9 protein-coding genes are annotated in these 13,266 nt (G+C 65.6%); 4 read left to right on the top strand and 5 right to left on the bottom strand.

The annotated features are described in order from the left end of the window. Positions 1-366 precede the first annotated feature (366 nt). Positions 367-1,380: a GGDEF domain-containing protein gene (locus QCE48_RS15030; RefSeq protein WP_309786913.1), complete on the top strand. Its 1,014-nt coding sequence runs from the start codon at positions 367-369 to the stop codon at positions 1,378-1,380. 163 nt (positions 1,381-1,543) lie between these two features. Here the strand turns inward: QCE48_RS15030 and QCE48_RS15025 are convergent, their stop codons facing one another. Genes QCE48_RS15025 through flhF form a run of 3 tightly spaced genes read right to left on the bottom strand, consistent with a single transcriptional unit; the run spans position 1,544 to position 4,965 of the window. Further along, positions 1,544-2,275, bottom strand: coding sequence for an RNA polymerase sigma factor FliA (locus tag QCE48_RS15025; protein WP_309786914.1), 732 nt, complete (start codon positions 2,273-2,275; stop codon positions 1,544-1,546). 22 nt (positions 2,276-2,297) lie between these two features. Continuing rightward, positions 2,298-3,203 carry a MinD/ParA family protein gene (locus QCE48_RS15020; protein ID WP_309788314.1) on the bottom strand — a complete coding sequence of 302 codons (906 nt, stop codon included), beginning with the start codon at positions 3,201-3,203 and terminating at the stop codon, positions 2,298-2,300. Then, complete coding sequence (flhF, locus tag QCE48_RS15015) at positions 3,196-4,965, bottom strand: flagellar biosynthesis protein FlhF (protein ID WP_309786915.1); 1,770 nt, start codon at positions 4,963-4,965, stop codon at positions 3,196-3,198. The genes QCE48_RS15020 and flhF overlap by 8 nt, the downstream gene beginning before the upstream one ends. Before the next feature lie 296 nt (positions 4,966-5,261). Between flhF and QCE48_RS15010 the strand changes: the two genes are divergently transcribed. The 3 genes from QCE48_RS15010 to QCE48_RS15000 all read left to right on the top strand — a co-directional run bounded on the left by QCE48_RS15010 (position 5,262) and on the right by QCE48_RS15000 (position 7,886). After that, positions 5,262-6,980: a thiamine pyrophosphate-binding protein gene (locus QCE48_RS15010; protein WP_309786916.1), complete on the top strand. Its 1,719-nt coding sequence runs from the start codon at positions 5,262-5,264 to the stop codon at positions 6,978-6,980. 86 nt (positions 6,981-7,066) lie between these two features. Further along, positions 7,067-7,330, top strand: coding sequence for a PepSY domain-containing protein (locus QCE48_RS15005; protein WP_309786917.1), 264 nt, complete (start codon positions 7,067-7,069; stop codon positions 7,328-7,330). A gap of 10 nt (positions 7,331-7,340) precedes the next feature. After that, positions 7,341-7,886 carry a cytochrome b/b6 domain-containing protein gene (locus QCE48_RS15000; protein ID WP_309786918.1) on the top strand — a complete coding sequence of 182 codons (546 nt, stop codon included), beginning with the start codon at positions 7,341-7,343 and terminating at the stop codon, positions 7,884-7,886. 37 nt (positions 7,887-7,923) lie between these two features. On the opposite strand, the gene QCE48_RS14995 is transcribed toward QCE48_RS15000, so the two are convergent. Both QCE48_RS14995 and putA read right to left on the bottom strand, forming a co-directional pair. Next, on the bottom strand, positions 7,924-9,072 hold the full coding sequence (locus QCE48_RS14995; RefSeq protein WP_309786920.1) for a branched-chain amino acid ABC transporter substrate-binding protein: 1,149 nt from the start codon (positions 9,070-9,072) through the stop codon (positions 7,924-7,926). Positions 9,073-9,160: 88 nt separating this feature from the next. Next, a complete protein-coding gene (putA, locus tag QCE48_RS14990; protein WP_309794180.1) occupies positions 9,161-13,102 on the bottom strand; it encodes a trifunctional transcriptional regulator/proline dehydrogenase/L-glutamate gamma-semialdehyde dehydrogenase in 3,942 nt (1,313 codons plus the stop codon). Between the last annotated feature and the right edge of the window lie 164 nt (positions 13,103-13,266).

The following is a 13,266-nucleotide window of genomic DNA, read 5'->3' as shown; positions in this document are numbered from 1 at the left end:
TTCCTGCGCTTCGCCGCCAGCGGCCGCTTCACGCGATAACCGTCATCCCTCATCGCGCCGCCCTGCCCTCGATCTCGCTCATCGCGCTGAAGCATCCGCAAAAAGCGCCGTTAATCACCTGTCCGAGATGCATTCCCGCACGATCCACAGCAACATGCAAAAAGTTGCAAAATATCGGTCGTCGAAGACGATCATCGCGACGGGGCCGCAAAACGACAATAGCACCACAGGTAAAGACGCGCGCAAAAGACCATCGCAGGAAGCAATCACCACCAGGGGTTCAGTATGGAGCAGGCGCATCAACCGGCACGCCGGGCCTATGCCTTCGCATGGTCCGGCAACCGGAATCCCGAACGCGAGCAGGCCATGCTGCGTATCGGGATGGGAGCGGCAGTTCTGCTGGCTTATGCGGTCTATGCATGGCAGCACCCTTCGGCAAACGCATCGCTGATCACGCGGATGATCGCGCTCTACGTCTCTTACGGCGCCATCACGCTGTGGCTCGTCATCCGGATGATGTCGCTGTCCAACGTCCGGCTCGTCATCACCACCATCCTCGATCAGGCGCTGCTCGGCGCCATGCTCTTTCTCTGCGGCACGCTCGCTCTGCCGCTGCTGTGGGTCGTCTTCTGGTTTCTGATCGGCTCGGGATGCCGCTATGGCAAACGCACGCTCGCCATCTCATGCGCGACGGCGCTCATCGCGATCATCGCGCTGGCGTTGTGGCAGCCGTGGTGGGTGGCGAACCGCGCCGCCGCGCTCGGGCTCGCCTTGAGCGTGCTGGGCGTGTCGGTGTATCTGAGCGTGCTGGTCGACAGGCTCGGCAGCGCGAATCGCGTGCTGGCGCGGCAGGCATCGACGGATCCGCTCACGGGTCTGTTCAACCGTTACGCGCTGGAACAAGCCGTGAATCGCGCGATGTCCGCGCCCGAAGCCGTCGACGCTCATACCAGCGCGTTGCTGTTGATCGATCTCGACGGCTTCAAGGAAGTGAACGATACCTACGGCCACGCGGTCGGCGATGTGCTGTTGCAGTCGTTCGCGCAATTGCTCGCGCGGCGTATGCGCAAGACCGACACCATCGCGCGGCTGGGCGGCGACGAGTTCGTCGTGCTCGCGCGCGACATGCGCGATCGCAGCGCGGTGCTCGCGCTGACCGATGGCATTCATTCGGCGCTTGCCGATCTGACTTTAGTGCAGGAACGGCCGGTGAGCGTATCGGCGAGTATCGGTGCCTGTTTGCTTTCCGGCGCCGCGCAAGCCCATGAGGCCGGTATCACCGCGGTGCTCAGGGCCGCGGATCGCGCGATGTATCGCGCAAAGAGTCTCGGCGAAGGCAAGACGGTGTTTGCCGAAGCGCATGACTTCGAGATGCATTGAATGTTTGCGAGCGCGCTGGCAAATCGAAGCGCGCGCGGCCTGACGCCGCGCTTGTTCGCTCAACTTTCCGGCATCGGCGCGCTTTGAAGCGGGCCGCCGCACGTCATTCACTCAGGCGCGCGGCCCCGATTCGGAACGCCGCGCGCCTTTACAACGTCGACGCTCAGGCTTCCACGCTCGACCACGCCAGTTCGCGCAGCTTCGCGCGCAGGCGGGCGACAGCCTGGCTGTGCAACTGGCACACCCGCGACTCGCTCACTTCCATCACCGCGCCGATTTCGCGCAGATTCAGGCCTTTTTCGTAGTAGAGGCTCATCAGGAGCTTCTCGCGTTCGGGCAGCTTGTCGATCGCATCGACCAGCGCCGAGCGCAGACTGCCGTCGAGCAGCGCGGACAGCGGGTCCGATCGGTCGACGCAATAGCGGTCGAGGAACGGCTCGTCGTCGGCGGAGCGGTCGAAGTCTTCGTAATAGATGAGCTGGCTGCCATGCAGGTCCTGCAGCATCGACTGATATTCGTCGAGCGGCATCTTCAGATGCTCGGCGATTTCGGTCTCGCTCGCGGAGCGGCCAAGCGACTGCTCGACCTTGTGCACCGCCGATTCCACCTCGCGCGAGGTCTTGCGCATGCTGCGCGGCAGCCAGTCGTTGGCACGCAGCTCGTCGAGCATCGCGCCGCGAATGCGCTGGCTCGCGTAGGTCTCGAACTGCGCGCCCTGATCTTCCTTGTAGCGATTCGCGGCGTCCATCAGGCCGATCATGCCGGCCTGGATCAGGTCGTCGAGATCGACGCTCGCCGGCATCTTCGCGACGAGCTGGAGTCCCAGCCTGCGCACGAGCGGCGCGTAGCGCGTCAGCACTTCGGATTGCGAGAGCTTTCCCTGGGCGTTGTACATCTTGATCCCCTCTTTCCCTATGTCACATCGACGCCGTGCTGCTCAACTCGTGAGCGGCCGGGGTCCCGGCGCGGTATCCGGACTGTTCGTCCACCGCGCCCGTCATTGCTGTCATGCCTCTTTCGATGTCGTCCCGCCGGAATGGCGCGGGCCGCATCGGCCAGTGCAAAAGTTCTGCGGCAATCTGCCGGTAGTCGCGCGCAGCCGGTGTCGCCGGAAAGGCTTCGACGGCACAGCGCGCGAGTTCCCGCGCCCGCGATACGCGCGCATCTTCCGCGACGTATCCCGCCTGTGCGAGCGACACGGCGAGATACCGGCTCGCGACACCCGACAGGTTTTCAAACGCGGTGGCCGCGTCGGTTGCGTTCTGCACGTGATTCACGAGCACGCGAAACTGCCCGATAGCGTGCGCGTAGTGCAGGCGCTTCATGCATGCGTAAGCTTCGGTGATCGCTGCCGCTGCGACGCGGGTCACGATCAGGAAGTCGTGCGCCTGCGCCGCGAGCGACGACAGCGCACCATTGCGATCGAGTTGCGTGTCGATCAGCACGATGTCGGCGGGGCCGTCGAGCAGTGCCCGGCACTGGCCCGCGTCGTGGCTGATGCGTTCGTCGCGCGGCGCCGCCAGGAGCGAAAAGCCGAACGGCGTGCGCGTCACCGCGTCCTGCAGGAAGCGCCGGCCCGACATCACCGAGGCGAGCGCGCCCGTATCGTTCAGACCGAGCATCTTGCTGAGCGAGCCGGCGTTCTGGCGCTCGTCGATCACGAGGACGTCGCGGCCGTGGATCGCGAGGGCCGCGGCGAGATTCGCCACCGTCGACGTGCAGCCGATGCCGGCCGGCCCGCCGGCCACCGCGACGACGCGCGATCCCGCGTTCGTCAGAAGCCGTCTCAGACCTTCCGCCTGATCGAGCACGAACTTATCCAAAGTGAACCTCATGCAGTTCGGTGGAAGCACGCGCCGACAGCGCGGACAGCAACGCGGGCACTTCTTCGTCCTGCGGCACGAAGGGCGACCCGTCGCGCGGAATGCAGAACGCGCTCTTGATCAGGAAACGCTTGGTCGCGACGTACAGGTTCTCCGGCACCTTCTGTCCCGTCGATACGTAATGCACGGGCAGCTTGTAGCGGATCACGGTGTCGAGCACGCCGCCGAGGTTCGTGGCTTCGTCGATCTTCGTCAGGATGCAGCCCGCGAGCGGCGGCTGGTCCGGCGTGCTCTGGTAAGCCTGCACGACTTCGTTGAGCGTGTCGCCGTGGCTCGTCGCGTTCAGAAGCAGAAGGCGCTGCACCGGATGACCGGCGCCGCACAGCATCGTGATCTGGTCGGAGACCATGCGGTCGCGCTGGCTCATGCCGATCGTGTCGATCAGCACGATATGTTTGTTGCGCAGCTCGGAGAGCGCGAGTTGCAGGTCGGCGCCGTCCTTCACCGCGTGCACCGACACGCCGAGAATCTTGCCGAAGATGCGCAATTGTTCATGCGCGCCGATCCGGTAGCTGTCGGTCGTCAGGAGCGCGACCTTGCTCGCGCCGAAGCGCATCACGCAACGCGCGGCGAGCTTCGCGGTGGTCGTCGTCTTGCCGACGCCCGTCGGGCCCATCAGCGCGAACACGCCGCCGCGATCCATCATCGCTTCTTCGCTGTCCATCACCGGCAGGTTTGTTTCGAGCACCTGCTGCACCCACTCCAGCGCGGCTTCGACGTGCTCCATTTCCGGCATGTTGTCGATGACCATGCGCACCAGTTGCGCCGAGAAGCCGGCGGCGAACAGGCGCTTGGTCAGCGCGGCGTTGGTCGGGCTGCGGCGCTGGCGGTCGCCCCACAGCAGACCGGCGAAGTGCTCTTCCATCATCCCGCGCATCGACGACAGTTCGTTCATCACGGTGTCGTTGACGACCTGCTCCATGCGCGCACGGATCGCTTCCGTGACGGCCGCGGCCGCGCTCGCCGGCAGGCCCGCAAAAGCGCCTTCCTGTGCCGGACGCGCCTGGGACGTCGAATGCGATGCGTCGTCGGACGGCTCCGGCTGCGGCATCTGCACCGTGACGATCTTCTGCGCGGCGCGGCGCGCGGCGATCTGCGCGGCTTCGCGCGCCCAGTCGGGCGTGTCGATCTTCGAGTGCTGCGGCGGGTTCGGCTGGCGCATGCGGGGCGCTTCCGGCGTCTCGGTCTTCTCGACGGCGGACACCGGAACCGGCGTACCGAGGCCCTTGGCGATCGCGCTGGCGGGCGTCATGACGCGGTTCGGCGGCGTCGGCACGGCGGCCTGCTGGGCGACGCGCCGGGCATGCTCGATCAGCCACGGATTCGATTCGGCCATCGTGCGCGGCGCTTCGTCGAAGGCGTTGCGGCGCTTCGGCGCGAGTTCCGGCTGCGCTTGCGTGTGGTCGTCTTCGTCCGCTTCGGAGTTCGCACCGAAAACCGACGAGAACACGTCGCCGCTCGCATAGGGGTTCATCGCGCCGGCGCTCACGATGGCCTTCGCGGCCGCAGCGGCCATCGACGGCGCGGCCTCCCCGGCGACGGGCGAAATCTTCGCCAGATCGCTGTCGGCGACGCTCACGATCTCGACGGTGCCGTCTTCCAGCGTGCGATTCGAGAGGACGACCGCATCGGGGCCCAGGGCTTCCCGCACGAGACGCAGTGCGTCCCGACTTGTCGCGCCGACGAATTTACGAATGTTCAAGCTTGCCCCCGATGAGGTTTGACGACTTCAATCTTTGCTGACGGGCGCGGCGGCGAAGGCCGCAACCGTTTTCCATGGAAGTCATTATTCCGAATGTCGGCGAGGGACTATCTGGCGATAAGGGGTGAGAAAGCGGGGTAATTCGGATGATGGGATTTGGCCGCACCGGCCAAAAAGGCGCCGCGCGCGTTCCGGCGCGGCTCCATCGGGATTTGCGCCTCTGGCTGAACGCGGGCCGCTCGGCGTAAGCTGTCGGGTCGGATCACCGCCCGAAACAATCACGGAGATTTCACCGCATGGCGTCCGCAGTCGCTGCTTCTTCCTCCTCCTCCTCCGATTCCCCGACCACCACCGGCGCCCGGCTCGTCGTCGATGGGCTCGTCACGCATGGCGTCGAGCGCGTGTTCTGCGTGCCCGGCGAGAGTTTTCTCGCCGTCCTCGATTCGCTGCACGACGAAACCGGTCAGATCCAGACGATCGTCTGCCGCCATGAAGCGGGCGCGGCCAACATGGCCGAGGCCGTCGGCAAGCTAACCGGCCGGCCGGGCGTCGCCATCGTCACGCGCGGGCCGGGCGCGACGCACGCGTCGATCGGCGTGCATACCGCCTTCCAGGACTCGACGCCGATGATCCTCCTGATCGGCCAGTGCGCGCGCGAGCACATGGACCGCGAGGCGTTTCAGGAGATCGACTATCGGCGGGTGTTCGGGCAGATGGCGAAGTGGGTCGCGCAGATCGACGACGCGCGGCGCGTGCCCGAATACCTGAGCCATGCGTTTCATCTCGCGACCTCCGGGCGTCCCGGTCCGGTCGTTCTCGCGCTCCCCGAGGACATGCTGAGCGAGCCGTGCCCGGCCGTCCCGGGCGCGCCGCGTTATCAGCGCGTGGCCGCCGCGCCCGCGCCCGCGCAGATGGAACGCCTGCACGCGATACTCTCGGCGGCCGAGCGGCCGTTCGTGATCGCGGGCGGCAGCGGCTGGACCGAAGCCGCGACGCAGGATGTCGCGCGCTTTATCGAGCAATGGCAGTTGCCCACGGGCTGCGCGTTCCGCTTCCAGGACACGCTGAACAACGAGCATCCGAACTATGCGGGCGACGTCGGTCTCGGGATCAATCCGGCGCTTGCCGCGCGCATCCGCGAGGCGGACGTGCTGCTCGTGATCGGCCCGCGCCTCGGCGAATCGACGACGGGCGGCTACACGCTCCTCGACATCCCGAAGACGAAGCAGACGCTCATCCATATTCACCAGGGCGCGGACGAACTCGGACGCGTCTATTCAGCCGACTTGCCGATCGTCTCGGGGATGCCGGAAATCGCATCGGCGCTGGCCGCGCTCGCGCCGCCCGCGACGCCCGCCTGGTCCGGCACGGCCGCCGCCGCTCACGATGCGTATCTCGAATGGCGCAAGCCGCGCCCAATGCTCGGCGATGTGCAACTCGGCGAGATCATGCGTCAACTGAGCGAGCGCCTTCCCGCCGACGCCATCCTCACCAACGGCGCCGGCAATTACGCGACGTGGCTGCATCGGCATTACGCATACCGGCATTTCCGCTCGCAGATCGCGCCGACCAGCGGCGCAATGGGCTACGGCGTGCCAGCGGCGATCGCGGCGAAGTCGCTCTATCCTGCGCGCACGGTTATCGCGTTCGCCGGCGACGGTTGCTTCATGATGTCGAGCCACGAAATCGCCACCGCGATGCAGTATGGGTTGCCGGTGATCTTCATCGTCGTGAACAACGGGCAATACGGCACCATCCGCATGCATCAGGAGCGCCACTATCCGAACCGCGTGCACGGGACCGGGCTCACGAACCCGGATTTTCCCGCCTACGCGCGATCGTTCGGCGCGCATGGCGAACGGGTCGAGACGACCGACGCGTTCATGCCCGCATTCGAGCGCGCGGTGAGTTCGGGGCTGCCGGCGGTGATCGAAATCCGCATTCCGCCGGATCAGAGCACGCCGGGCGCGACGCTCGACCAGATTCGGCAGAACGGGGCAAGTAAAACGCGCTGACACCGATCAATTACCCTTACACTTTCCTTGCGAGCGTGTTCCTGCGGCAGTACAGTGACCGCTCGACAACCAGCAAGGAAATTGAAATGCTCAAATTTCTGACAGTGGCCGCGCTGATCGGTTTTTCCGGCGCGGCATTCGCGAAGGCCGACTGCACGGCTCATCCGAAGAGCGAATGGATGAAGGAGTCGGACGCGCGCGCGAAACTGGAAGCAGAGGGCTACAAGATCAAGAAGTTCAAGGTCGACGGCAACTGCTACGAGATCTACGGCCACAACAAGGACGGCAAGAAGGTCGAGATCTATTACGACACGAAGACGCTCGCCGTCGTGAAGTCGGAAGTCGAATAAGCGTTCCACGATGCCCGCGACGATCGTTCACCGCATCAAGATTTGGGACCTTTGCGTGCGGCTCACGCACTGGACGGTCGCGGGCATCGTCATCTGGAATCTCTTCGGTCCTACCGACGAAGCGCATCGCGTGCTCGGCTATATCGCGGGCGGGCTCGTCGTGCTTCGGATCCTCTGGGGTCTGGTCGGCACGCCGCATGCGCGCTTTTCGGCATGGTGGCCGACGCCGTCGCATCTCGCCGACTATCTGCGCTCGCTTGCCGCCGGCAAGCCGATCCATCATCTCTCGCACAATCCGCTCGGCGGCCTGATGGCGATCGCGCTCTGGCTCCTGATTCTCGCGCTCGGCGTGACTGGCTGGCTGATGCGCCTCGACGCCTTCTGGGGCGAGGACTGGCCGCAGGACCTGCACGAATATCTGTCGATCGCGCTCGAACTGTGCGTGTATGCGCATGTCGTCGCCGCGCTCGTGATGAGCGTCTGGATGCGCGAAAATCTGATCGTCGCGATGCTGACCGGTTTCAAGCGCGACCCGCACAGCAAAAAGGCCCCGTAAAAACGGGGCCTTTTTTTGAAGCTGAAGCGAAAACGGCTTACTTGCCGCCCACGCTTTGCAGCGTCGTCCACTTGCCGCCGACGACCTTGTACAGCGTGATGCCGCCGTTCTTCAGGTCGCCCTTCGTGTCATACGCCAGCTTCGACGTCGTCACGCCCGGCATTTCGGTCTTCGCGAGGAACGGCAGGTACTTGGCCGGATCGGTCGAGTTCGCCTTCTTCATCGCGTTGAACATCGCCATTGCGCCGTCGTAGGCATACGGCGAGTACGTCTGCACGTCTTCGTTGAAGCGCTTCTTGTACTTCGCCGTGTATTCCGCGCCGCCGGGCATCTGGTCCATCGGCAGGCCCGCGAGCGACGCGACGGTGCCGTCGGCGGCGTCGCCGGCGATCTTCACGAACGTGTCGGTCTTGACCATTTCACCCGCCATCAGGGGCGCGCGGAAGCCGAGCGTCTTCATCTGCTTGACCATCGGCGCGGCTTGCGAATCGGCGCCGCCGTAGTAGACGAGGTCCGGGTTGGACGCCTTGATCTTGGTCAGAATCGCCTTGAAGTCGACGGCCTTGTCGTTCGTGAATTCACGCACGACGATCGTGCCGCCCGCCGCCTTCGCGGCCTTCTCGAACTGGTCGGCGAGACCCTGGCCGTAGGCCGTGCGGTCGTCGACGATCGCGATCTTCTTGACCTTCAGGTTCTTCACCGCGAACTCGCCCGCGACCGAACCCTGCTGCGTGTCCGAGGTCATCATGCGGAACGCGGTCTTGTAGCCTTGCGTCGTGTATTCCGGCGCCGTCGCCATTGCGATCTCGGGGATGCCCGCGTTCGCGTAGATGCGCGATGCCGGGATCGTCGTGCCCGAGTTGAAGTGGCCGAGCATGCCCTTGATGCCGTCGTCCACGAGCTTCTGCGCGACGGTCGTACCCGTGCGCGGGTCGGCCTGGTCGTCGGCTGCGTTCAGCACGATGCGCACCGGCTTGCCGCCGATCACCGGCTTGGTCGCATTGAAATCTTCGACGGCGAGCGTGATGCCGTTCTCGAAGTCCTTGCCGTAGTGAGCCTGCGCGCCCGTCATCGGAGCGGCGAAACCTACTTTCACATCTTCTGCCTGCTGTGCGACTGCGGTCCCCGCGAGCGACAGGCCGGCAACTGCCAAGGCCGCTGCCAGCTTGTTCATCGTGTGCTTCATAGCTTCTCCTAGTACCAGTGTGGATGGCAGCTTCTTGCCGGGATCGCCGTGCCCGCTGCCGTTTGTTTGAATCGACCGCTGAGGATTCTCAACCGATCGTCATCAAATTCGCGTTGCCGCCCGCCGCCGCCGTGTTCACGCTCACCGAGCGCTCCGTCAGCAGCCGTTCGAGCGCGTAGTCTTCACCGTCGTGACCGCCGTCGGCGAACGCCCCCGCCGCGACGCCCTGCACCGACACGATCGGCCCCGCGCGTTTCGCGACATCCTTCACGAGCGACAGCAATTCGTCGCTGTCGCCTTCGAACAGCACGGCGTCGAAATCGGCCGGGGCTTCTTTCTTCACCATCGCGTGCGCCTTGAGCGACGCCGGCAGCGACGCCGCCAGTTGCTCGCCCGCCGCGCCCGAGAACAGCGCCTTGTTGCCGGTGGCGAGCACCGCCGCGAACTGGGCGCGCGCGCCGCTCGCCGTCGATGCCACGCACAGCACCGTGCCGCGTGCGCCGAGCGTGTAGGTGTTGCGCTCGCCGGTCGGGCCGGGCAAGACCGCTGTTGCGCCGGCCAGTACGTGCTGCAGATAACCGTCGCACCGCGCGGCGGCTTGCGGGTCGCGCTCGGCGAGCGACCAGTCGCGCAACGCGGTCAATGCGGCGGCGGGCGTATCCGTCGACGCAGCCTGATCGACGACCAGCGCCTTCGCAAGCGACTGCGGCAAGCCGGTCGGACGCTTCGCGAGCAGACGCTGGAGATACAGCGCGCCGCCCGCCTTCGGCCCCGTACCCGACAAACCTTCACCGCCGAACGGCTGCACGCCGACCACCGCGCCGATCACGTTCCGGTTCACATAAATGTTGCCGACGTGCGCGCGCGAAATCACATGCGCGATGGTTTCGTCGATCCGCGTATGGATGCCGAGCGTGAGGCCGTAACCGGTCGTCTTGATTTGGTCGAGGAGTTTATCAAGAGACGCGCGGCGGTAGCGCACCACATGCAGCACCGGGCCGAACACCTCGCGCTTCAGTTCGTCGATGGAATCGAGTTCGATCAAGGTCGGCGGCACGAACGTGCCTTGCGCGCAACCTTCCGGCAGCGGCAGTTGCACGACCTTGCGGCCCTTTTCGCGCATCGCGGCGACGTGCGCGTCGATGCCGCGCTTCGCGTCGGCGTCGATCACCGGACCGACGTCGGTCGAAAGGCGATCCGGATTGCCCACCGCGAGCTGCTTCATCGCGCCCGTCAGCATGTCGAGCGTGCGATCGGCGACATCTTCCTGCAGGCACAGCACGCGCAGCGCGGAGCATCGCTGGCCGGCGGAATCGAACGACGACTGCATGACGTCCGCGACCACCTGTTCCGCGAGCGCCGACGAATCGACGATCATCGCGTTCTGGCCGCCCGTCTCGGCGATCAGCGGAATCGGCCGGCCGTCCGGGTCGAGGCGCTCGGAGAGCGTCTTGTTGATGAGGCGCGCGACATCGGTCGAGCCGGTGAACATCACCGCACGCGTGCGCGGGTCTGCGACCAGCGCCGCGCCGACCGTCTCGCCGTCGCCGGGCAGCAGTTGCACCGCGCCCGACGGCACGCCCGCCTCGCGCAGAATGCGCACAGCTTGCGCGGCGATCAGCGGCGTTTGTTCGGCGGGTTTCGCGAGCACCGGATTGCCGGCGGCGAGCGCCGCGGCGACCTGGCCCATGAAGATCGCGAGCGGGAAATTCCACGGGCTGATGCAGACCACAGGGCCGAGCGGACGATGCGTGTCGTTCGAGAACTCGCCGCGAATCTGCGCGGAGTAATAGCGCAGAAAATCGATGGCTTCGCGGATCTCCGACACCGCGTTCGCCAGCGACTTGCCCGCTTCGCGCACGACGAGCCCCATCAGCGTGTGCATCTGCGCTTCGAGCAGGTCGGCGGCGCGCGCGAGACAGTCGGCGCGATCGTCGACGGGGGTCGCCTGCCAGATCGGCGCGGCGGCGACCGCATGCGCGATCGCGGCGTTCACCTGTTCCGGCGATGCCTCGACGACCGTGCCGACGACGTCGCGCAGGTCGGCCGGATTGCGCACGTCGCGCGGCGTGCCGTTGCCTTCGAGGTCGGCCAGCCCATCGCCTTCGAGCATCGGGACGGCGCGCCACGGGTTGTGCGCGCTCGCGAGCAACGCCGACGAGAGCGACGCCAGCCGATGTTCGTTCGACAAATCGAAGCCCATCGAATTGAGGCGCTCGTTGCCGTACAACTGGCGCGGCAGCGCAATCTTCGCGTGCGGCGCGCCGAGCGGCGTGAGTCGCGACGCTTCGTCGATCGGATCGACGACGAGTTCGCTGACGGGAATCGATTCGTCGGCGATGCGGTTCACGAACGACGTGTTCGCGCCGTTTTCCAGCAGACGCCGCACGAGATACGCGAGCAGCGTTTCATGCGTGCCGACCGGCGCGTACACGCGGCACGGACGATTCAGCTTGTCGCGGCCGGTGACTTCTTCGTAGAGCGGTTCACCCATGCCGTGCAGGCACTGGAACTCGTACTGGCCGGGGTAGTAGTTCTGACCGGCGAGGTGATAGATCGCCGAGAGCGTGTAGGCGTTGTGCGTCGCGAATTGCGGATAGACGGCATCGGGCGCGCCGAGCAGCTTCTTCGCGCACGCGACGTAGGAAATATCCGTGTAGATCTTGCTCGTGTAGACCGGATAGCCTTCGAGGCCGTCGACTTGCGCGCGCTTGATTTCCGAATCCCAGTAGGCGCCCTTGACGAGCCGGATCATCAGACGATGACGGCTGCGACGCGCGAGGTCGATGAGGTAATCGATCACGAACGGGCAGCGCTTCTGATACGCCTGCACCACGAAGCCGATGCCGTTCCAGCCCGCGAGTTCGGGATCGAAGCACAGCGCTTCGAGCAGATCGAGCGAGAGTTCGAGCCGATCGGCTTCTTCGGCGTCGATGTTCAGACCGATGTCGTAGCGGCGCGCGAGTTGCGCGAGCGAACGCACACGCGGCAGCAGTTCGTTCATCGTGCGTTCCTGCTGCGAACGCGAATAGCGCGGATGCAGCGCGGAAAGCTTGATCGAAATGCCCGGGCCTTCGTAGATGCCGCGCCCGCCCGCCGCCTTGCCGATCGCGTGGATCGCCTGCTCGTAGGACGCGTAGTAGCGCAGCGCGTCCTCTTCGGTCGTCGCGGCTTCGCCGAGCATGTCGTAGGAATAGCGGAAGCCGCGCGCCTCGAACTTGCGACTGTTCGCAAGCGCCTCCGAAATCGTCTCGCCGGTGACGAACTGCTCGCCCATCAGGCGCATCGCCATGTCGACGCCCTTTCGGATCAGCGGCTCGCCGCCGCGTCCGATCAGGCGCGTCAGCGCCGACGACAGCCCCGTCTCGCTATTGGTCGTCACCAGCTTGCCGGTGATCATGAGGCCCCACGTCGCCGCGTTCACGAACAGCGACGGCGCCTGGCCCATGTGCGAGCGCCAGTCGCCCTTGCTGATCTTGTCGCGGATCAGCGCGTCGCGGGTCGCGCGATCGGGAATGCGCAGCAGCGCTTCGGCGAGGCACATCAGCGCGACGCCTTCCTGGCTGGAAAGCGAGAATTCGTGGATCAGTCCTTCGACGCCGCCGCCCGTGTGTTTCGCGCGCAAGGCTTCGACGAGTTTCGTCGCGAGCGACTGCGCTTCGGTGGCGATGCTCGCCGGCAGGCGCGCCTGGCCGACGAGGAACGGCACGCACTCCGGCTCCGGCCGCCGATACGCCGCCGTGATGGCCGCGCGCAGCACCGACTGCGGCTGCACGTTCTGCGCGAAATCGAGGAACGGGTGCGACGCGCCGTCTTCGTCGCTTTCCACTGGCAGCGGCTCGCCCAGCTCAGCGCCGCCGTTCGCACCCGACAGCTCGGGCGGAAGCTGGCCGTGCTCGATGCGTTCGAGATACGCGAAGATCGCCTGCTTGATCAGCCAGTGGGGAGTGCGCTCGAGACGCGTCGCGGCATCTTTCAGCCGGGAACGCAGCAGATCGTCGACTTTGACGCCTAGGGTAGTGCTCGCCATATATCCTTCGTTTGGCCGAAGTGCCACCGGCCGATGACTAAAAAGTTGGCGCATCGTACTCCGCCGCAAAAAAAGGTGCAACCAACTTTTCGGATCGGGTTGCACCCCTTTGGGGCCCTTATGCCACAAGGCTTTGCCGGCGATGGACGCTGCCTGAAAATGGC

The sequence above is a fragment of the Caballeronia sp. LZ024 genome (genome assembly GCF_031451455.1).
GTDB lineage: Bacteria > Pseudomonadota > Gammaproteobacteria > Burkholderiales > Burkholderiaceae > Caballeronia > Caballeronia telluris.
The sequence above is the reverse complement of the archived record's forward strand: the minus strand, read 5'-3'. Positions and strand labels throughout refer to the sequence as shown.